Annotated in this window: 15 protein-coding genes and 1 pseudogene; 2 read left to right on the top strand and 14 right to left on the bottom strand. The window is 47.6% G+C overall.

Annotated features, from left to right (window positions below):
• Positions 1 to 106: 106 nt before the first annotated feature.
• Together ACU70B_RS08030 and ACU70B_RS08035 are read right to left on the bottom strand one after the other, a co-directional pair.
• On the bottom strand, positions 107 to 2,134 hold the full coding sequence (locus ACU70B_RS08030; RefSeq protein ID WP_447183050.1) for a sensor histidine kinase: 2,028 nt from the start codon (positions 2,132 to 2,134) through the stop codon (positions 107 to 109).
• Entirely contained in the window at positions 2,109 to 2,810 is a 702-nt protein-coding gene (locus ACU70B_RS08035; protein ID WP_447183051.1) for a response regulator transcription factor, read from the bottom strand. The genes ACU70B_RS08030 and ACU70B_RS08035 overlap by 26 nt, the downstream gene beginning before the upstream one ends.
• Positions 2,811 to 3,137: 327 nt before the next feature.
• Between ACU70B_RS08035 and ACU70B_RS08040 the strand changes: the two genes are divergently transcribed.
• Positions 3,138 to 4,598, top strand: a complete 1,461-nt coding sequence (locus tag ACU70B_RS08040) for a DEAD/DEAH box helicase (protein WP_447183052.1) — start codon at positions 3,138 to 3,140, stop codon at positions 4,596 to 4,598.
• Between the two features lie 128 nt (positions 4,599 to 4,726).
• Here ACU70B_RS08040 and ACU70B_RS08045 read toward each other — a convergent pair whose 3' ends face one another.
• Entirely contained in the window at positions 4,727 to 6,061 is a 1,335-nt protein-coding gene (locus tag ACU70B_RS08045) for an ISNCY family transposase (RefSeq protein WP_447183053.1), read from the bottom strand.
• A 164-nt stretch (positions 6,062 to 6,225) separates the two neighbouring features.
• Between ACU70B_RS08045 and ACU70B_RS08050 the strand changes: the two genes are divergently transcribed.
• Positions 6,226 to 7,113: a DMT family transporter gene (locus tag ACU70B_RS08050; protein WP_447183054.1), complete on the top strand. Its 888-nt coding sequence runs from the start codon at positions 6,226 to 6,228 to the stop codon at positions 7,111 to 7,113.
• 151 nt (positions 7,114 to 7,264) lie between these two features.
• Here the strand turns inward: ACU70B_RS08050 and ACU70B_RS08055 are convergent, their stop codons facing one another.
• The 11 genes and pseudogenes from ACU70B_RS08055 to ACU70B_RS08105 form a co-directional block, all read right to left on the bottom strand.
• Positions 7,265 to 8,155 (bottom strand): alpha/beta hydrolase, encoded by an 891-nt coding sequence (locus ACU70B_RS08055; RefSeq protein WP_447183055.1) that lies wholly within the window; start codon positions 8,153 to 8,155, stop codon positions 7,265 to 7,267.
• A gap of 85 nt (positions 8,156 to 8,240) precedes the next feature.
• Positions 8,241 to 10,415 (bottom strand): PAS domain-containing protein, encoded by a 2,175-nt coding sequence (locus tag ACU70B_RS08060; protein WP_447183056.1) that lies wholly within the window; start codon positions 10,413 to 10,415, stop codon positions 8,241 to 8,243.
• Positions 10,416 to 10,680: 265 nt separating this feature from the next.
• Complete coding sequence (locus tag ACU70B_RS08065; protein ID WP_447183057.1) at positions 10,681 to 12,039, bottom strand: MATE family efflux transporter; 1,359 nt, start codon at positions 12,037 to 12,039, stop codon at positions 10,681 to 10,683.
• Positions 12,040 to 12,173: 134 nt separating this feature from the next.
• Positions 12,174 to 12,641 carry a MarR family winged helix-turn-helix transcriptional regulator gene (locus ACU70B_RS08070; protein WP_447183058.1) on the bottom strand — a complete coding sequence of 156 codons (468 nt, stop codon included), beginning with the start codon at positions 12,639 to 12,641 and terminating at the stop codon, positions 12,174 to 12,176.
• A 40-nt stretch (positions 12,642 to 12,681) separates the two neighbouring features.
• Positions 12,682 to 14,831: pseudogene (gene vanT, locus ACU70B_RS08075) on the bottom strand (serine racemase VanT catalytic subunit).
• Positions 14,828 to 15,589, bottom strand: a complete 762-nt coding sequence (locus ACU70B_RS08080; protein WP_447183059.1) for a D-alanyl-D-alanine carboxypeptidase family protein — start codon at positions 15,587 to 15,589, stop codon at positions 14,828 to 14,830. Before ACU70B_RS08080 ends, vanT begins: the two are co-directional and overlap by 4 nt.
• Positions 15,586 to 16,635 carry a D-alanine--D-serine ligase VanG gene (gene vanG / locus ACU70B_RS08085; RefSeq protein WP_447183060.1) on the bottom strand — a complete coding sequence of 350 codons (1,050 nt, stop codon included), beginning with the start codon at positions 16,633 to 16,635 and terminating at the stop codon, positions 15,586 to 15,588. Before vanG ends, ACU70B_RS08080 begins: the two co-directional genes overlap by 4 nt.
• 125 nt (positions 16,636 to 16,760) lie before the next feature.
• Positions 16,761 to 17,741: a D-alanyl-D-alanine carboxypeptidase family protein gene (locus ACU70B_RS08090; RefSeq protein WP_447183061.1), complete on the bottom strand. Its 981-nt coding sequence runs from the start codon at positions 17,739 to 17,741 to the stop codon at positions 16,761 to 16,763.
• A gap of 85 nt (positions 17,742 to 17,826) precedes the next feature.
• The gene (locus ACU70B_RS08095) at positions 17,827 to 18,933 is read right to left on the bottom strand and encodes a sensor histidine kinase (protein ID WP_447183062.1); all 1,107 of its coding nucleotides are present in this window, start codon (positions 18,931 to 18,933) and stop codon (positions 17,827 to 17,829) included.
• Positions 18,908 to 19,609 carry a VanR-ABDEGLN family response regulator transcription factor gene (gene vanR / locus ACU70B_RS08100; RefSeq protein WP_447183063.1) on the bottom strand — a complete coding sequence of 234 codons (702 nt, stop codon included), beginning with the start codon at positions 19,607 to 19,609 and terminating at the stop codon, positions 18,908 to 18,910. The genes ACU70B_RS08095 and vanR overlap by 26 nt, the downstream gene beginning before the upstream one ends.
• Before the next feature lie 266 nt (positions 19,610 to 19,875).
• Entirely contained in the window at positions 19,876 to 20,538 is a 663-nt protein-coding gene (locus tag ACU70B_RS08105) for a DUF6198 family protein (protein ID WP_447183064.1), read from the bottom strand.
• Positions 20,539 to 20,660: the final 122 nt, after the last annotated feature.

A 20,660-nucleotide genomic window follows, 5' to 3' on the forward strand; every position in this document is an offset into this window, starting at 1 on the left:
CTCATTTTTGCAACGCAGTATAATAATAGCATAAATACTATTCAATTATGCAGATTAATTATATCAGGTCTTCGCAAAGGCGGTACCTTGCTCTCCCACGACAGTTTTAAACGGTTTGGAAGCTTAGCTCCACCTTGAACAAGTCGCCATCAATCATGATCTGAAACTGACCTCCGCTAATCTGGGTGAAACTCCGGGCGATTGCCAATCCTAACCCCGACCCCTCCGTAGTGCGGGATTCATCGCCCCTGACAAAGCGCTGCAGGATTTCTTCTGCAGTGAAGTTCATTTCATAATTGGCCGTGTTTTTTATGGTTGCCCGCACGTCTTTATCATTTGCAGCAATATCAATGAAAACCCGGGAACCGGGCAGAGAATATTTCAAGGTGTTGGTAATCAGGTTTTCCCAAACCCGGTATAGCTTCTGGCCGTCACCCAGAATATTTACAGGTTCATCAGGTATATTGGTGCGGAAAGTAAGACCGGAGGCATCAATCTGCTCTTCCATGTCCGCCAGGGTCTGATTGAGCAGCCGGGTTAAATCGATCTGCTCCATATCCAGAGAAATGTTGTCACTGCTTGCCTTGGACAGGTCGAACAAATCCTGGATCAGGTTTTTCAGACGTTCCGATTTCTGGGCCAGGATTTTCACATAATCGTTGACATGCCCGGGCAGCCCCTCCTCTTTGGTCAGTAAATCAACATAGCTGATAATCGAGGTCAGAGGAGTCTTTAAGTCGTGAGACACATTGGTAATCAGCTCAATTTTCATGCGCTCCGATTTCATCTTCTCAGCAACCGCCGTACTCATTCCCTCCTGAATGGAATTTAGATTCTGAGCCGTACGGTACATGTCATCAGTCGGCTCAAGTTCCAGCCGGGCAGCCATATCCCCGTTTTTCATTTGCTCGATATGATCGGTAAGCTTTCCCCAATCGTTTATGGTCCGGGTATAGCGTTGCAGATAGCGATAAATCAGATAGATGCCCGCTGCCGCTATCAGCAAGGCGATCAAAAATGCTCCTCCATCGCCGCTGACAGCGATCAACAGGAAGAATACTGACATAAGCGCCATAACCGCTTCCGCTGCCACCAGCAGGTAAACCCTTTTTATCATCGACTTTTGCCAGGAATACTTGCTTCCATATTGCTGATACCGTCGGATCACGTAATTTATTAAGTTGCGGGAAAAAAACCCGCTCCGGTTATTTTTAAAGTCAAGGAGCATAAGGTAAAACCACCAGCATCCCAAGAGGAAAACACCGCTCAAGGCAGTAATGGTCAATACCGTTTGGGGGACATAACTCCAATTCAAAGAGCGGTTAATGCAAGAACCGCCGAGGCCAAACAGCATTATAGCCAGGGCCGGAGCGGATAACAATATCTTTATTTCCAGCCAGAGCCGACCCGACCAGGAGGCCAAAAGCTTGTCAAATTCACGCTTGTCCCGGCGTTTTATAATGGCGTAGGCTAAAAATGCCAGGCTCAGCACTCCCAGAACCGCATAGACCCAGCCCATAATGCGGAGGAATTGTTTCTCGGTATAGTAGGAGGAATAGCTGTAGGGGTTGGGCTGCAAAGTTTCCCTTACCGCCAGGACTATCCGGGTGGATGGTGACTCCGGAAATCCCCTGAGTCTGGGAACTATACTTTGGTAACCGCTGTCCAGGCGCCAGATATCAAGCGGCTGGCCGTCTTCAAAAACCCGAACCTTTTGCCCGTCATAATACCAGACGTATGGGTAGCCTTCAGGCAAGTTCGGCATGCCGGAGTCAGAGAGAGAAAGCTCGCCGATATTTTGGACCTTCCGGCCGGTATTCATATCAGCCGCATAATACTTAAGATTGTTGCCTTCACGGGCCAGCCGGGAATCTGCGGTTTCTCCAAAAAGGCTTTCATCCTGGCCGGGGTCGGTTACCAGTCCGAACAGGCTGTTAAAATAGTTTTCCGTCTTCTCTTTGAAAAATACCGTATCCTGATAGTCAACATAAGGAGCTTTTAAATTCTCGAAATTCTCGCTGTTGCCTATTACCGCGGCCAGGCCGGTAAAGATCAGCAGCATAGCCAGGTTTACCCCCAGGAAGAAACAGAGCCAAGCCGCAAAAGGTCTAGATTTTTTCAATTTTATATCCAATTCCCCATACCACCTTTAAGTATTTCGGCTCTTTCGGGTTAATCTCAATCTTTTCCCGGATGCGGCGTATGTGAACCATAACCGTATTTTCCACCCCGTAGGCCGTCTCTTCCCAAACCCGTTCATAAATCTCCTCGGCGGGAAAGATGCGCCCGGGTGAGCGCATCAAAAGCTCAATGATCTTGGTCTCCGTCGCCGTAAGCTTTACCGGCTCGCCGTCAAGGGTCAGGGTATGACTTTCCGGGTCGAAACACAGCCCGCCTGCTATCAAGAGGTTCGGTTTGGCCTGCAGGTTAAAATCCCCCAGGGTCAGATAGCGCCTCAAATGTGATTTTACCCGGGCCATAAGCTCCATATTATTGAACGGCTTGGCAACGTAGTCATCGGCCCCCATCGACAAACCCAGTATTTTATCGGTATCTTCGGATTTGGCCGATAAAATAATAATAGGTATATTTTTTTCATCCCGGATTTTCAGGGTAGTAGAAAGACCGTCCAGCCGGGGCATCATAACATCCAGTATGATCAGATGGATCACCTGGCTGCCGATAATCTCCAGAGCCTGCAGCCCATCATAAGCGCAAACCGCCTCATATCCCTCATTTTGCAGGTTTATGGCAATCGCATTGACGATCTCACGGTCATCATCCGCCACCAGTACCCGCTGTTTTCCCATATCCACCACCTCCTGTCTGAATATTCGGTTAACCCTTCAGCCTAGAGCATACTTTAAGCCAGGCTTCTAACAAAAAACCGGATGCATTTCTTAAGAAATTCTTACATTTTGTCTTTAAAGCAGGATAAAAATCACCTTTTAATTATACAGTATGCGGAGGGTGCATAAAGCGGCGGGCTTTGATCCGGCCTGGCAAAGCGCTATCAGGCTCAACCGCTTTATTCCCCTGTTCAAGCTACGGCAGCTTCCCGGAATTTCTCTCGTGTACAAATTAATCTGAAAAAATGATATAATTGGTATACTTGCAATTAATGAAAGAAGATAATAATGAAAAGCACATTTAGTGATCTGGGTATTTCCCCTCCCATTTTAAGGGCCATAGCAGAAATGGGCTTCGAGACACCTACAGAGGTTCAAAGCAGGGCAATTCCCCATATTTTGCAACAGGAAGATTTAATCATAATGTCTAAAACCGGCAGCGGCAAGACCGCAGTTTTTGGCGTTCCTATGCTGCAACTGATAAATCCCCAGGCGCCTGGTCCCCAGGGTCTGATTCTCACACCAACCCGCGAATTGGCCGTCCAGGTGGACAATGATCTTAAACAGATGGCAAAACACCTCCGGCACAGGACAACGGCGGTATTCGGGCAACATAATATCAATGCCGAAATCTCGGCTCTGAATAAGGGCGCCTCTATTGTGACCGGTACACCCGGCCGGGTATATGATCATATCTGCCACAAAAATCTGGATACCAGATACGTACGCTTTTTAGTATTGGATGAAGCGGACAGGATGCTGGACATGGGTTTTCTTGACCAGGTGGTGCGAATTATCCGTAACCTGCCCCAAGACAGAGTGACTCTCCTTTGTTCCGCAACCATACCTGATGAAATCCATAAGGTATGCCGGCAATATATGAAGCATCCCCAGACGATTGAGATTGCATCACCGACCAAGACAGTGGATACCACCCAGCAACTATACTACCGGGTAGCAAATAACGAAAAAAATATGAAGCTGAACCGCCTGCTGATGATGGAACGGCCGGAAAGCTGTTTGATTTTCTGCAACAAACGAAGCACAGTCAATAAGGTTCAGGGCTTTTTATACCGAAAGGGGTATGCATCCCAGGCGCTGCATGGCGATATTCCCCAGGCTAAACGGCTGAGAACCATACAGCAATTCAAGCAGGGCGACTTTCATTTGCTGGTAGCTACAGATGTGGCAGCCCGTGGTATTCAAATAGACGGCTTGGCCCTGGTTATCAATTATGACGTACCATTGGAGAAAGACGGCTACGTACATAGAATCGGACGTACCGGCAGGGCCGGGAACGTAGGCCGTGCTATTACCTTGGTTACCGGTGAAGACATTATGAGCTTATATGAGATAGAAGAGCACATCGGATCTCTGATTGCTGAAGCTGAATTCCCATCGGAGGCCTTTTTCAGCGAAAACCGTGCTGCAATTGATATATGGATAAAGGCGAATGCCCTGGCGAGCAAGCCGCGGGTGCCAAATCCGCCTCCATATGCAGGAGGAAGTCAAAGAAAACATTCCCACGCCAAGCCCCAGCAGCATCATAACGAGCATAGAAATCGTCCGAACCAGGCAAAAAGGGATTATCAACCGGCCAAAAAGGCCAATACTCTGCATCCTGTCGAGCAGACCAGCCCAGCCCCGGTAATTGCTAAACCTATAATCCCAGAAACCATACAGGTTCAAAAAACTACGATCCGTAAGCCACTATTTAAGCGCATACTGCAGCGCCTGCTGGGAAAGTGAGCCACGGATTCACGTAACGGTTTTTCTTCTGATTGAGCCCCGGTCTTTTTGCCGTGTGTTCCTCACCTGCCTTCATATAAGGTTTTTTACCAGCACCCCTGTCAATGGTCAGGGAAAATGTCACCCCTTTACCTAGATAACTCAGCAGCAGAAATGTCATCCCTGCTGCGGCTCTTAGAATAGAAGATTTCACTATATGCGAACCAAGGTGATTTGTTCTTTGGCTTGATTTTGGGCTGAGCCGGCAGGCTATTCAAGGAATTGTCCTGCTGAGGTATTTGTACTATACTTTCCTTGGGCTGAGTTTTGAGCAATTCGGGTTTAATAACGAGGCCTTTGTAAAGGACCTGCATTCCGATATGCTTACTGGTTGCTACAGTAATCGTATCATGAGGGGATGCAGGGACTTTTATATTTTCCACCTTGGCAGGCAGACGGTATTTATGGTTCTCAAAGGAAAAGGAAAGCCCTGAATCGATTTTTCTTGTTACATGCTTGGCAAAAATCAACTGCAATGCAGACATATCTTGCTTAGGCAAATAGGCCTTTTCCGGGCTGGCAGCCTGGACGGCGAATTTACGGTTGTAGTAGGGAATATAATGCTTTAGGAAATCATTAGCCTGTTCGATAGAAGAAATTCCTTTACGCTGCATATCTTTCGCCAAACGGTCCTGTAAAGTCTCCCAGAGCCTTTCAATACCACCTTTAGCCTGAGCAGACCGGGCAATGATTAACAGGATGTTGAGTTCTTTAAGGGCTCTGGCAAAGTTAGTCTGCTTTTCCACTTTGCCGGCCAATTCTTCTTCAAGGGTTAATTCCTTTTTCTTTTTGCTGTTATAAACAAAAACGGTTCTGCCATCAGTGTAGATTTCTCTTGGCAGGTGCCCATTCTGATTCATCTGAAACATCAGTTCACAATAACCTTCAAAGGTTTCTTCCTTTTCGAAATGAAGAGCCAGGATACGACCAGTGGCATCGTCAACCGCACCGTGCAGGTGCAAGTAGGAACCATTGCCAAGCCAATCAAAGCTGGAAGCATCCATCTGAATCATTTCACCCTCGCGCTCCCGGGCATTTCTGGAACGATGTTTCTTGGGTCTGCGCTTGGCCTTTGGAGAGCGAATACCACTGGCCCTAAGATACCTTGAGACAGTGCTTACCGAAACAAAAATATCTTTATCTTCAGCAAGCACATCGGTAGCATGACAAAAATTATATCCGGACAACTCCGTTTGATAAATTCGGCAGATTTTTTCAGCAACTTCAGGATCCAATGCATTAGCCGGTTTCCGTCCTCTATTCTTATGCAAAATACTTATAACCCCATTTGCGGATGCCTCCGCTTTCATCCGCTGTACTTGTCTTACACTGAGGTCTAAAAGCTCTGCAGCCTGCTTATTTGTAAACCGGCCTGCCAACAGTTCTTCGATGATAGTTATTTTTCTTGCTTCTTGTTTGCTCATTTCTAATTTCATCCTCCCATTATATCTTTTCTGGGGGATGACATTTTCCCTGAAGAGTTATACCATGACATTATCACTGATTAACGACATTTTTTTACCAGCACCCCTTGTTCTTTCATCCAATAATTTATATAATTGATGGATTCATGTGGGAAGGAACAGCTATGGTTAAAGGGAAAGCACAACTAATGTTTATTATAGCGATGCTCATATTTGGCAGTATCGGTTTGTTCATAAAAGCCATTAGCCTGCCCAGTGCCGTCATCGTATTAATACGTACCGTAATCGGTAGTCTATTTCTTTTTGCAGTCCTGTTGCTACGCCAGCAACCGATTAATATAAAAAACATACTGCCAAATCTGCCTATACTTGCAGCGTCTGGTTTTGTTTTAGGCGGTAGCTGGGCGTTTTTATTTGAAGCATATCAATACACAACGGTCAGTGCCGCTACGCTGATATATTATTGTGCGCCTATTGTTGTGCTTCTGCTCTCGCCAATAGTATTGAAAGAGAAACTGACATTGGGTAAGACGGCAGGAATTGGTGCTGCTGTCCTGGGAATGGTTATAGTGAACGGCATGGGAATCGGAGGCGCCAACCCCGCTCTCGGCCTGACCTGCGGAATCGTTTCTGCCTTCCTATATGCCGCATTGATGATGCTAAACAAATTTATTAGAAATTTATCCGGGTTGGAAAGCACATTATCTCAGTTGGTTATAGCGGCATTGGTCATGACGATCTATGTTTTGCTTACCCATGAAGGCATAGGGGGTTTTATAAGCAGGTCAGACATGTTTTTGCTGGTAACAGTAGGACTGTTTCATACCGGAATAGCTTGCTATTTATACTTTTCTTCCCTGCAAGAACTTTCCGGACAGACAATTGCCTTATTAAGCTATATTGACCCGGTTTCCGCTTTATTATTTTCCGCAGTACTCCTAAACGAAAAATTAATGGCAATCCAATTAGTGGGAGCGCTCTTGATATTGATTGGCACTGCATTCGGTCAGTTATATCAAGCAGACAAGCATGTCAAAAACAATGCCATATAATTTCGGTATTAGCTTTTGGCCGCTTGTCCCAATAAGCCGGCCTGCAACCAGGGCACAACCGGGAGCGGTTTAAATTACGTTTTTTGCTAGGTTTGCCGCTCGTGACCTCTCCGCATACACTGCTGCCTGCAGCTTCGATACAGTGTCTTTTCTATTGCGCCCCCAGGTGCTCGGTTAGAAAAGCAAGTTCCTTCTCCACCGCATATTCGAAGCACTGGTCAAAATAGACCTCAAAGTGGCCGCCGGTTAATCTAAGCAATTCCGCCGAAGACAGCCGGGACGCCGTTTGTTCAACCTTGCGGCGGGGAATCAGCGAGTCCTGTTCCGCCATGATCAGAAGCACGGGACACTTCACCCCGGCGGCCCTGGTTATCGGCCGGTAAAACATGGACAGAGGCAATATCCGGGCCGGGCAACGGTTTTGCCAGTTTGAACCCGGCGGCTTCATACGCGTATAGCCGGGCATTGATTCGGGTGTATTCATTACGGCAAAAGTGCCGGGCTCGCCCACTACCGGAACATAGTGCGGCGGCCTTCCGAAGAGGCAACGGATAAAATCCCTTAAGCCATGCCCGCTGGCCCGCAACATAAAACCCGGCCCCCGGCTCATGGTTGAAGAAACTCCATCCACAAAAGGAACCTGGGAGACCACTGCGGAAATTTCCGGATTATTGGCCGCAGCAACAAGAACATGACCTCCGCTGAAAGAACTGCCCCATAGGGCAATACGCTGCCTGTCGACCCCTTCCAGTTCACTGACATGATCGATGGCAGCCTGCCAATCCTGCAAGTGGCGGCGGCATGACACCAGATTGCGGGGTGTGCCGTCGCTGTCACCGAAACAACGGTAATCAAACAAAAGCACAGCCAGCCCGTGACCGGCGAAGTATTCGGCAAATGCCGGCAGACGGAAGGCCCTTTCAGCCGCAAAGCCATGCGCCATAATAATAACGGGGGGGTTATCCACTCCTTCCGGCCGGTACAGCCAGGCGGCGCATCTGGTTTTTTGCGAGTAGAAATCGGCATCGGTTCGCATAAACATAAGGGAACAACTCCTTTGTCAGATTTTATTTTTCTTAAAACCCCTTTTTATCGCCCAGCGCCCTAACGATAACCGGTAGACCTCGCTAAAAAGCCATTTGATTTGCTGTTGTCATGCAGGGCAATAAAAACTTGATGTTGAAGCTGGTGCCTGATGGGCTGGTATCTATTTCAATTTCCGCTCCATGCCGCCTGGCTATGCCGTAACAAACCGCCAGGCCCAGACCAGTTCCGTCTTCCTTGGTGGTAAAGAAGGGAGTGCCCAGCTTTTCCAGTACCACGCCGCTCATGCCCTGCCCCTGGTCCCGGATCGACAGCACAACGTACTGGTCATGGAAAAAGGTCTTGATAGTCAGGTTTCCGCCCGCTTCCATGGCTTCCAGACCGTTCCGAACCAGGTTCAGCATTAGCTGACGGATTTCTTTGTCATCCAGAAGCAGATCGGGCACCTTTTCCAACCTGATGTCAATATTTTTGTCCTGGGCCATGGCGTCAGCCTGGAATAGGGGATACATATTGGATATTATGGCGTTGATGTTTCTGAGTTCCGGCTGAATAAGCTTGTCTTTGGCCAGAGACAGGTATTCTTTGATTATCAGATTGGCCCTGTCCATTTCTCCTATCATCAATTCAAATATTTCCCGATCTGCGCCGTAGTCGGCCTTGTCCATCAACAACTGCAGAAAACCCCGTACCGTAGTCATCGGATTTCTGATTTCATGACCGATGCTGGCAGCCATTTGTCCTACCAGATTCATACGGTCCAGGCGGGTTATTTCCCTTTCTATTCGCCTGCGTTCTCCTAAATCCGTCACTATGCTGAGCAGGCAGGTTTCCCCCCTGATTTCGATCCTTTCTGCCGAATATAGCCCCAGAAACAGTTCTCCCGATTTGGTGACGAAGCGGCATTCCTGTTCAATAGCCGATCCCTGTTCGCTGATGGTCTGCTTCATTCTCATCCTGTCCCGCGGGTCCTGCCATATGCCCATTTCCAGAGCGCTGCGCCCCAGCACTTCATCCCGGCTATAGCCGGAAATCCGGCAAAAGCTCTGGTTTACGTCAATGATCCGCCCATCTTCGAAAGAACTGATGATCATCAGCAAGGGGTTGGCGTTAAAGGCTTTAAAAAAACGTTCTTCGGATAAACGCAATGCTTCCTCAAAGCATTTGCGTTCGGTGATATTCTTTACTATAATCAGCAGATTTTCCTGTCCCTGCATTTCGATTATCGCCATGGAAACGAGGCCGGTAATTATTTCTCCGGACTTTATTCTGAATTTGGCTTCAACCCCGCGTACACACCCATGCTCTCTTAATACCTGAATCAGGCGTTCTCTTTCAGGGATATCCACCCAGATTCCCAAGTCCGTCACCGTACGCCCGATAACCTCGTCGCTTTCATAACCGGTGAGCAGCGTATAAGCCGGGTTCACGTCGATGTACCTGCCTTCTTTCAAGCTACAGATGCTGATCATATCCGGGTTGTACAAAAAAACCTTGGAAAATTTATCTTCCGACTGGAGCAGGGCCCGCTCGGCCTGTTTGCGATCGCTGACGTCACGGCTGACCATTATCATGGCCGTAACCTCATCCCCTTCCCAAAGCCAGTTGCCGATGGTTTCCAGGTAGAGGTAATGCCCCTCGGCATGCCGGCAGCGATACTCGGCCCGGGCCGGCAGACGCTTTTGCAAATGCTCGTAAAACAGGGCGGCTATCCAGGCCCTGTCTTCCGGGTGCACCAAGTCGAAAACCAGGGTTCCCAACAGGCTGTCCGGGTCATAGCCCAGAATATTCTTGTGAGAGGGGCTCATATATTGTATAAGTCCATTGGCATCTACTTTCTTGTACATATCCAACATGTGCTCAGACATCTGGCGCAGGGCGATTTCACTTTGACGCAATCGCTGCAGGGCCAGGCTTTTATCACTCAAATCATTTATAAATATATAATATGAAACCACCCCGTCCTGGTCCTGATAGGGGGAAAGGCATATTTCTCCCGGTACCCTGGAACCGTTGCGGCAACAATATTCTCGTTCACAGCGCCGCCAGGCTTTTTCGCCTCTATCCGCCTGCTTTATCATTGTCGCCGGCTGGTCTCCCCGTTCCATGGGGATCAGGTCGGCATACCAATTCATCGAGCGCAGTTCAGTTTCACTAAATCCGGTCAACTGGCATAATGCCTGATTAAAATGAATAATCCGCCCATCGCTGTCTCCGATCAAAAAGGGATGGGGCGAGTTTTCCATGGCCTTTGCCATAACCCGTATTCGTTCTCCTTCGCCCGATACCGGCTGTGCTTTTCCTGTTTTTAGGCCAGGTGCTTTGATTGGGTTCGACTCAATATGATCGTTCATCAAGCTAATTACCTTTTTTCCTCGCGATATTTGGCTGCTACTGTTATAATAACCCAACCCGGAGGAAAATCGTGTCATAATTAGGAGCTTTTTGCTCTGTCGCTTTATGTAATGCAGATTTTGCAGTTGACGAAATATAGTCTTAAGCATAGTTTCCATGCTTTCCATCTCATGCTGTCAGCCCTGCAGCGCCTATAAGTTCTTTCTTAAGCTTTACGGCCAATACTGCCGTAAGGATAACCGTAAGCAGATCGGCAATCGCTTGGGAGTAGACAACCCCATTCAGGCCGACTATGTGGGGAAGAATAAGAATAGCCGGAATAAAGAATATTCCCTGCCGGCTTATACTGAGTATTCCTCCTTCTTTTGCTTTGCCGAGGGCTAAAAAAAGTGTTCCGTACACCATCTGAAAGCCAAAGGAAACAAACATTATTCCGTTGGCTCTCAAAGCCCTGCTGCCAACGTCAATCACCATAGCATCATTTTTGCTGAACAGTGAAACAATGGCGCCGGGAAACATAATCATCACCAGTGCCATGACGCCGCAAAACCACGTTGCCCATTTGAGAGAAACCCGGGTTGCTTCATTTAATCTGTCGTAGTTTTTCGCTCCATAATTATATCCGGCGACTGGCTGGAATCCTTTCATATAGCCGAACACAACAAATGTCCCCAGAGCCGATATGCGGATTACGATTCCCATGGCTGCTACAGCCGGATCGCCATAGTTGCTGGCTGCCGTATTGGTCAATCCTATTGAGGCGCTAGCCAATAGTTGAAAAGCGAGAATCGGAATCCCCACTTTGAATATTTGTGAATAGATCGTTTTGTCAACGGAAAAATCGCGGAGAGAAAACCTTAAATATCCCTTCCCGGCTGAAATATACCATGCATAGAAAAGCGAGGTAGAAGCTTGGGCTACAACCGTAGCAACAGCGGCGCCCCGTATTCCCCACCCCAGAGCATAAATGAAAGCTGGAGCCAAAATTACGTTCAGGCCTCCGCCGATCAGCATTGAAACCATGGTAAACTTGGCCGCGCCCTCGGAGGTTATAATGTTGTTCATTGCGACATTGAAGACAGTCAAGATGGAGCCGGCAATGTAGATCATCGCATACGCTCTGGCATAGGGAAGTATTGTTTCGGTGGCGCCGAGATAAAGCAATATGCTGTCAAGGAAGCACACTACCGTAATGATTGTAATTACTCCTGCCAACAAACTGCTAAACAGTGCTGTTGAAGCAGTCTTATCAGCCTGTTTTTCGTCTCCTTCTCCCAAAAGGCGGGATATGTAGGAAGCTGCCCCGCTTCCAAAAGTCATGCCCAATCCGACAATAATCTGACCTATCGGGAAGGTAACGGATACCGCACCCATTTGACTGGTTCCAAGCCCCCCGACAAAATACGCATCAACTATATTATAGAAGGCGCTGACCATCATGCCTATCATAGTGGGCAATCCTAAATTCAGCAGCACCTTGGGGATTTTTTCATCTCCCATCATTTTTATTTTCCCATCATTATTCATTCCATTGCCCCCTTGTAGGGAAATTATCGTTATGTATAGATGCTATACTCTTATCGTAAAAAAAATATCGGTCAAGCATAGAAGCGGCGTAGTGTTTAGCATCTATACACTCTGGGCAAAAAAATACATTCCCCTTAACCTTTTTTATAATCATCAATCTTATCTTCAAGCAAGTCTAAAAAATCGGTAAGGAACGCTATGTTTTCCCGAGACGCCTCCTTTAAGATTGCGCTGACAAGGTCGTCGAATTCCTGATGAAGCTTTTCGTGATTAACGTAAGCTGTTTCGCCCTTAGGGGTTAATCTCAAAACAAGCCTTGATTGGTTGTTGTCATCTTTGTCCTTTATAACCATTCCTTTTTTCTCAAGCCTCATTACGATCTGGGAAACCGCCCCCTTCGTCACCTCAAGTAATTCGGCGAGGCCGGTTACATGAACGCCCTCATTCTCCTTAATGGATTTAATCATGTGAATCTCCGCTTCAAACAGCTGTTCGTCAGTACCATAATTGCGGGTCTTCTTGTCAACCTCGAAAAGCTTCCATACTACCCGCAAAAGCGTATAGCTTATTCTGTTTTTATTTTCACCATCTTTAATCAGCATATAATTAGTGTATATATGCTATACTCTTTTGTCAACAGGTTTAGAGAATTATTCTTTCTAAGCGGTCGCCTAACCGGCTCAGCAGTTCATTGGCAATGGTTCCGGCGTTTGCCGCTGCCTGTTCTGCGGTAATTATCTCGCAGCCATCTTTACCAATCAAGGTGGCAATGTCACCCCGTTCCGCCATCGGGATATCGGTGATATCAACCGTAAGCTGATCCATGCAAATCCGGCCAATGATTGGCGCCCGGCAACCGCGGATCAGGACGCAGGCCTTTTCACAGGAGAGGTTTCGGGGCAGTCCATCCGCATAGCCGATGGAGATTGCGGCAACGCGCGTATCCCTTAGTGCTGTAAACCGACGGCCATAACCGACACTTTCTCCGGCGGTAATTGTCCTGATGAGCGTCACCTTCGCTTTCAAAGCCAAAACCGGGCGTAAATCCAGCTGTAGTTTGGTTCTATCATCCGGCGAGCTTAAGGCGCCATACAGTGCAATTCCAATCCTGGCATAATCACATTGCAGTTCGGGATAGTTTAAAACCCCATAGCTGCTTTGGATATGGACTTTGGGCAAAGTATGTCCAAGCTGCCGGAGCTGATCCAGGAGTGCGTAAAATTTATGGATTTGTTTTTTAGTGAATTCGATATCATCCGTTTGGGCGCTGTCTGCCGCACATAGATGGGTAAAAATACCGCGGACCTCTAAATTGGGTGATCGCAGGATTTTATCAATCTCGGCCGTCTTGTTGCAGCTTTCACCCAGGCGATGCATGCCGGTATCGATTTTGATGTGAACCGGTATTGGTTTTCCGAAGGCATTGAGTTGTCGGGCATGGTCATAATCGATTAGCGTCTGGGTCAAATGATGACGGACCAGTTCCGCGGCTCTCTCCGGCAGGGTATAACCTAAAATCAGTATGTCGCCTTTTATTCCATGGGTGCGCAAGCGGATACCTTCGTCTATAGTGGCAACCGCGAAGGAGCTGACCCCGATTTGATTCAGGCTGGCTGCTACCTCCACATCACCATGTCCATAGGCATCGGCCTTCACAACCGCCATCAGTTCACACCCGGCCGGAAGTATCTCGCCCAAGGCTCTCACATTATGCCTTAAGTTGGTTAAATTAATTTCGGCCCATGCTCTTTCCCTCCGGGTCTGATTCAGAGCCATTCCCCTTGCCCCTTTCTTTCTAAAGCCACGGTAATTACAATAGCGGCTATAGCGGAGCAAACTGCCACCGCCAGATAATGAACCACACTGTTGCCCACCATAATTTCCTGTAATTGTATTGCTTTCGCCAAACCGCGAACCAGCACAATCATGAACGGGTGAATCAGATAGATAATCACCGAAATATCCCGCAGGCTCTTATTGCCCTGACTCTTCCACAAAAGCAGGCTCTGAAAGAGAAAGAACATACAGGGCAAAAGCATAAAATACATGCTGTCATGGCGCTGCAGGTCAAAGCCATGCAGGCATAAACCTTCGGCCAGCATCAAGGCCAATGATACCGATAAGCCCAGCCAGCATTCCTTAGCCGGATAAGGACGACTTTGCCCCGCGATTATCCCGCCCAGCATAAAGAAAACGGGGGCAAAGAACAGGCCGTTGCGGGTGTAGTCGCAGAACAGGAAAATTACGTCGTAGAAGGATTTAAGGAAGTATATTTGTTCTGTAATCCCATAGTAGCTGTCGCCAAATAATCCGATTAAATAGAGAAGCAAAGTAATCTGAAATACATGCTCGTATCTAAACTTTTTAAGCAGCAAACAGACAAGCGTTGCTCCCGTTATCGCCGCAGGGAAATACCACAGGTGATAAAAGGTGCCGTCAAAGACAATATCCTTTATCAGATTGGGCAGCAGCAATTGCGTCTGAAAATATCCGGCGTACAAATTGATGGGCAGATATAGTAAAATCGTGATTCCGTAGAGCATAGCGGTCTTTTGCAAAAATTTATATAATTTGCCCGGCCCCGTATCCTGTCCATTCATATATCCGGGCAAAAGGAAAAAACCCGAGACCATAAAAAAGAATGGCACCGCAACCCGGGCGACAATCCGGGTAAGAACGAAATCTGCCGTTCCATCGACGGAGGTCAGCGGCGAGGTATGAACCGCTACCACCAGGAAGGCGGCGATTAAGCGAAAATAATCGATACCGGCATTTCTTGCCTTTGGCTTCATAGCTTCCTCCATAGGGTGACAATAAAACCGTCCTCGTTATTGCCGGATACCTGATAGGGGGCCTGATCAGGGATCGCAATCGCGGCAGGCCCGGAATGCGTTGCCGGAACATAGAAGATTTCGATATCCCGGCCGCGAAACCGTCCTTGAAGGTGCGGCCCCGCATAGGGAAATTGTTTTAGCCAGGCAATGTATTCCTCCAGGGTTAAATCAACTTTTTCGACCAGTTCGGAATGGGGATAACCGATATAGCGGAAATGCCAGGGCTCATGCGCGATTTTGGTGATGGCCTCCCGACCGGATTTATAGCGCTCAATAAAGCCGTACCGGATTGCCTTTTCTCTGAAGGTCTGGCAAATGCCGGTATAGGGAAAGTGCGGACGAATAAAGTCGATATCCGGCTTGTTTTCCGCCAGGTCAACGGCCAGTCCGGTCTGGTGTTCGCTGCAATCAGGAGCGGCAACGAACTGCAGGGTGAAATCTTCACCGTTTGCCCTTATGGAGTCGGCATATATGCTTTCTTGCTCCTGCAGGGTGCGATACCCGCTGACCGGAATAATTTGATGATAACAGTCCAATAAACTGAACACCTCTGCCAGCATCTTGGCCGTCTGTTGTTCCAGTAAAACATCCCGATAACCGGAATGGACAGGTACCAGCGTCTCCTTCCCAGGCGCATTCCGGACGGGATGGGAGGGGTTCACAAGGATCAGATTGCCTTTGCCGATGTCTTTCGCATCCAACGTCAGTGTTTTCATGGTTCCATCGCCAGCCTTATTAACCTGTCCACAATCTGTTCGAAGGTAAGCCCGATGCCCTTCAGCATACTGGGGTAGCGGCTATGGGAAGTAAAACCGGGGATGGTGTTGACCTCATTGAAAATGATTTCCTGCTCCGGGGTCAGAAACATATCAACCCGGGCGCAGCCGGAACAGTGCAGGGCTTTGTAGATCACCGCCGCGGTTTGCTTTATGCGTTGGGCGGTATCCCGGTCAATACGGGCCGGCATATGAATGGCAGAGGTTTTCAGGGTATATTTTTCGGTATAATCGAAGAAGCCCCGGTTTAGTTCAATCTCATCGACCTCCCCGATGGTCAGGCTTTCGTTGCCTAAAATTGCACACCCGACCTCAAACCCCTCAACGGCTTCCTCAACAATGACTCTGCGGTCATGGTCCAAAGCAGTCCTGACCGCATCCGGCAGTTCCTTTTTACTCATTACCTTGGTAATGCCCAAAGAAGAACCGGCATTGACCGGCTTTACAAATAACGGACAGTTAAGCCCGCCGGTAAGGGGCAGCAGTTCTTCCTCCGCCGTTTTTTGATCCAAAACGATAGACGCCGGTGTTTTTATTCCGGCCAGTCCCGCCATTTTATGGGCGATATCCTTGTCCATGCACATGGCCGAGCTTAAGGCGCCGCATCCCACAAAAGGGATGCCGGCCATGGTCAACAAGCCCTGCAGGGTTCCGTCCTCGCCGTTTTTTCCATGCAGGACGGGGAATGCCACATCAATTCTGGTGGTAATAACCTTGTCATCATGAAACTCCAGCAGCCCATGAGTACTGCGGTCGGGTGAAATGACAGCCGCAATACACTCGCCGCTATCCGTCCAGGTATTGTCCGGAATTTTCTCCGGGGAGCCATAATATCTCAGCCAGTTCCCCTGCCGGGTGATTCCGACTGGAATAATGTCGTAGAGTTCCGTATTCAGATGGGTGATAACAGAATAGGCGGATTGAAGAGAAATATTATACTCGCTGGAACAGCCGCCAAACAGAACCGCCACTTTTTTGTTTTCCATGCCCGCAACCTCTTTTCTGAAAATATTAAAGCCTATCCGATTCCGGCTTTTTCATTCTACCGAAACAGGATAGGCCTGGTTTTAATACCTGCTTATTAATATCTTAAGGTTTCATTAAGGATGTCTTATTTCTTTAAATACTTGCCATAAATCCTCAATGCATCAATAATATGATACGGTTTCGTCTTGTGATTGCCGGCGGCTCCGGCGGTAACCAGGATGTATTCGGTTCCGTTTTTATCAGCCAGGCTGGCCAGGCACAGCCCGGATTCGCCGGTATAGCCGGTTTTGCCTCCGAGGATCGTTCCTCCGTCAAATTCCAGGGAATCCATTTCTCTGACCATAGTGCTATAAAAAGTGATTCCATCGGGGTGCAGGTTGGTAGGGGCAGTGGAATGGCGCACAGAAGTGAAAACCTGGCGGAAAGTATCATTTTTCAAAGCATACTGAAGCAACGCGGCCATATCTTTTACTGTGCTATAATGATCGGTATCGTGGAGTCCGCATACATTGGTAAAATGAGTATCTTTCATGCCCAGCTGCTTTGCCTTTTCGTTCATCAGCTTCACAAAATCACTTTCCGAATCCGAGATGCCAAGGGCAAGTCCGATGGCAGCATCAGCTCCGGAAGGCAAAATCGCTCCATACAGCAGATCAATGGCAGGAACTTCTTCACCAGGTAAAAATCCGGCCATTGAAGCGCCGACGGCATATAAGTCCGGAAATATCTTTTCCGGCATAACAACCGGCTTTTGCAGGTCAGAAATATTTTCAATTGCTACTATTGCCGCCATGATTTTGGTAAGTGAAGCCGGATAGATTCTTTCCTCGCTCCGGGTTTCAAAAGCAATTCTTTGATCCTGCAGACGAATCAATATAACATACGGACTATAAAGCTCTCCACTTGAGACATCCAGGCAAATTGGTTCCTCGATATCCGGCGGCAAGGACTCCAAACCCGATAACGGGGTGATGCCAACGGACGGTCTGCCCATAATAAGAGTTTGCAGATGACCAATAGTTCTGCAGGCACCGGTTGCCAGCAGCGCTATTGACAGAACCAGGATACAGATTCTTCCGTATCTGGGCTTCCTTTTCGAGCGCATAAGATCCTCCTCCTTTTATGCTTTAATAAACCACAAAAGCAGGGGTGGTGTTTTAATTCCCGTTTATCAAAAACTTAAGATTTCCTTATGGTGATGGCGGCAGGATGACCGTAAAAACAGTCTGAGCATTGTCACTGTGAACTGAAATGCTGCCATTGTGGGCGGTGACAATTTCTTTGGCTATCGCCAGTCCCAGTCCCACCCCGCCGGTTTTACTGGAGCGGGAAATGTCCAGGCGATAGAACTTGTCAAAGATGGTGTCCAGCTTTTGAGGAGGAATGGGGTTGCCCTGATTAGTAAAAGTGATGGCCACATTTTCTTCCTGCTGGTTTGCGGAAATGTCAATGACGCTGTCGTCATAGCTGTAGGCTATCGCATTCTTAAGTATGTTATTAAACACACGGGCCAGCTTGTCTGCATCCCCCCATAAAGTGAGGCCATACGGGGCATTGACAACCACCCGTTTCCCTTGCGGTGTTAGCATGGGATAGAATTCATCGGCCATCTGCCGGAGCATATACGGTAAATTAATTTTTTCCTTATTCAAAACGATGGTCTGAAGATTAAATCTGGTGATTTCAAAAAATTCATTGATAAGCTGCTCTAACCGGTAAGCCTTTTCCAGAGTTATCCCGATGTATTTTGCTTTCTGCTCCGGGGGCATGTCCGGCGCCTCATCCAATAGGCTCAGGTAACCGATAACGGAGGTCAGCGGCGTTTTCAGATCATGGGCAAGATACACGATCAGATCGTTCTTCCTTTGTTCCGCCGCTTCGGCCACCCGCTCACTGCGCAAAATATCGTATTTTATCTGGTTCATCCTGTCCTCGACTTCCTTTAAAGCGGCGGGAAGCTGGATGAGATCTTCACCCGGCCGCGTAAGAGTTCCGCTTTCCTCCACTACTTTTTCAATATAACCGATGGTTTTGCTCCAGTAATGATACAGAATAAATATAACCCCCGCAATCCAGACAAGGGGAACAATAACATACAACCATTCAGCAATCGTTTTGGCAAACCAGTACACCGGTCCTTCATACCATACAATGCTGTGACCAATGGTAAACGCCATCAATACCGCTACAGTTAAGGCGGCGGTAAATATCAGAACCGTTATAACAAACTGTGCCAGAATACTCGCAGTCAATTTTCTTCCGAATTTTTTATCAGTTTTTTTCAATTTTATAGCCAACTCCCCATACGGTTTTGATATATTTGGGATGTTCGGCGGAATCGTGCATCTTTTCCCGCAAATGCCGGATATGGACCATTACCGTATTATTGCTGTTGCTAAAGTATTTATCGCCCCAAACTTCGCGGAATAACTCCTCGGAACTGACTACCCGCCCCCGGTTGGAAGCCAGCACCCAGAGAAGAGAAAATTCCGTGGGGGTAAGGGATAAGGGTTTTTCGTTGAGCATACATTCATGACTGTCCCGGTCCAGGATCAGACCGGAAAACGCAATCAGCCGTTCTTCCTGGGGCGGCTCCGCAGAGTTGTACCGGGTAAACCTCCGCAGCTGCGCCTTTACCCGGGCAACCAGCTCCAATGGACGGAAAGGCTTGGTGACATAGTCATCCGCGCCTAACGTAAGCCCGGTGATCTTATCGATCTCTTCCTCCTTGGCGGTCAGCATAATAACCGGGAAGGTATGCTTTTCGCGGATGCGCTGGCAGATGGAAAAACCGTCTCCATCGGGAAGCATTACATCTAAAATAGCCAGATCTATTTTTTCTTTTTCGATACAGTTTAGAGCGTCCTGACCATTATAAAATTTGAAAACGTTATAATCTTCATTTTTCAGGTAGAGGTCTACCAGATCCGCAATGGCCTGCTCGTCATCAACCACCAATATATTTGCAGCCATAGCCTCATCTCCCTTTCTTTGCGGCGGCACGCAACTGGTCCCGGTTAGGGAAACATGTTTAGCCTCTGCGTGCTTTCATATAATACACATAGTTTTAAGTTCTTAATCGGTAAATTCTACAGGAAGGTCCAGCGGTACCTTGATTCCAGCAGACGGAATCCGGATTGTGCCGAAGATTGGTTATATGCCGTACTGCTGGCCGGCTTGCCAAAGCTCTCAAGCTGAATCTACTCCGGGATTAAGCTTCCGCGGAAGCCGTAATGATTTTACGAATGTCCCGACAGCTTTATTGCCGGTCGGAAGCAATACCTGCTGTCCAGGCGCTGACCAAACAGAGCAACGAATTTTCCAGTTAATAAGGCACATATTAACGTACCAAGTCCAATGCCTTCTATATTGCCTAGAAATGTCATTCCCAATATTATCGCCATGATGACGCAGAATAAATCAAAACTGGTTTTCACTAATTTTACGGAAAGGTCAAAGTGGCTGGAAACATCCCGGACAAACGCTTCAAAGGGCAAAATCGGCATGCAGCTTTTGATCAGCATGCCTACGCCAAAGGCTATGCCTAGAAATCCCAGAATATAATAGACTACCTGCAATGGCAAAGTAACGGGAAGATATCCCGACAGGTATTCAAAAAGATCCAGCATATAGCCGAAGCCTATTACAATGAATACAGATACATAATAGCCTGTTTTGATATTTCTGGTTAAGACCACCAGCAATATTATCGCTACTATCTGCAATAAATAATTCCACGTACCGAAAGAAAGCAAGGTAATAATCTTGCTCAAAACAAAGGGTAATGAGGCGACTGGAGTTATGCCAAAATCGCTTTTAATCATCAGAGTAATACCCATGCTCACTATGGTTATACCCGCTATAAGAGCCAGTTCTCCCCAGAATACTTTCTTAGTTTGCATATGCTGTCTCCTGCTTCAAATATAATACGGTAAAAATTACTGGAATCACAAACCGAAATTATCACAACTTTAGAATTGGCCGTTTATTACTTCGCCGTTCTATCTTATAATGCCTTCATTTT

The organism is Syntrophomonas curvata, from assembly GCF_052976825.1.

Bases quoted from the DNA above. Each gene is read 5' to 3' on its own strand.
- vanG (WP_447183060.1), bottom strand. From the start codon at position 16,635: ATGGAAAACAAAAAAGTGGCGGTTCTGTTTGGCGGCTGTTCCAGCGAG.
- ACU70B_RS08065 (WP_447183057.1), bottom strand. From the start codon at position 12,039: ATGAATAATGATGGGAAAATAAAAATGATGGGAGATGAAAAAATCCCC.
- ACU70B_RS08090 (WP_447183061.1), bottom strand. From the start codon at position 17,741: ATGCGCTCGAAAAGGAAGCCCAGATACGGAAGAATCTGTATCCTGGTT.
- ACU70B_RS08035 (WP_447183051.1), bottom strand. From the start codon at position 2,810: ATGGGAAAACAGCGGGTACTGGTGGCGGATGATGACCGTGAGATCGTC.
- ACU70B_RS08055 (WP_447183055.1), bottom strand. From the start codon at position 8,155: ATGTTTATGCGAACCGATGCCGATTTCTACTCGCAAAAAACCAGATGC.
- ACU70B_RS08105 (WP_447183064.1), bottom strand. From the start codon at position 20,538: ATGCAAACTAAGAAAGTATTCTGGGGAGAACTGGCTCTTATAGCGGGT.
- vanR (WP_447183063.1), bottom strand. From the start codon at position 19,609: ATGGCTGCAAATATATTGGTGGTTGATGACGAGCAGGCCATTGCGGAT.
- ACU70B_RS08045 (WP_447183053.1), bottom strand. From the start codon at position 6,061: ATGAGCAAACAAGAAGCAAGAAAAATAACTATCATCGAAGAACTGTTG.
- ACU70B_RS08050 (WP_447183054.1), top strand. From the start codon at position 6,226: ATGGTTAAAGGGAAAGCACAACTAATGTTTATTATAGCGATGCTCATA.
- ACU70B_RS08060 (WP_447183056.1), bottom strand. From the start codon at position 10,415: ATGGCAAAGGCCATGGAAAACTCGCCCCATCCCTTTTTGATCGGAGAC.
- ACU70B_RS08080 (WP_447183059.1), bottom strand. From the start codon at position 15,589: ATGAAAACACTGACGTTGGATGCGAAAGACATCGGCAAAGGCAATCTG.
- ACU70B_RS08070 (WP_447183058.1), bottom strand. From the start codon at position 12,641: ATGCTGATTAAAGATGGTGAAAATAAAAACAGAATAAGCTATACGCTT.
- ACU70B_RS08040 (WP_447183052.1), top strand. From the start codon at position 3,138: ATGAAAAGCACATTTAGTGATCTGGGTATTTCCCCTCCCATTTTAAGG.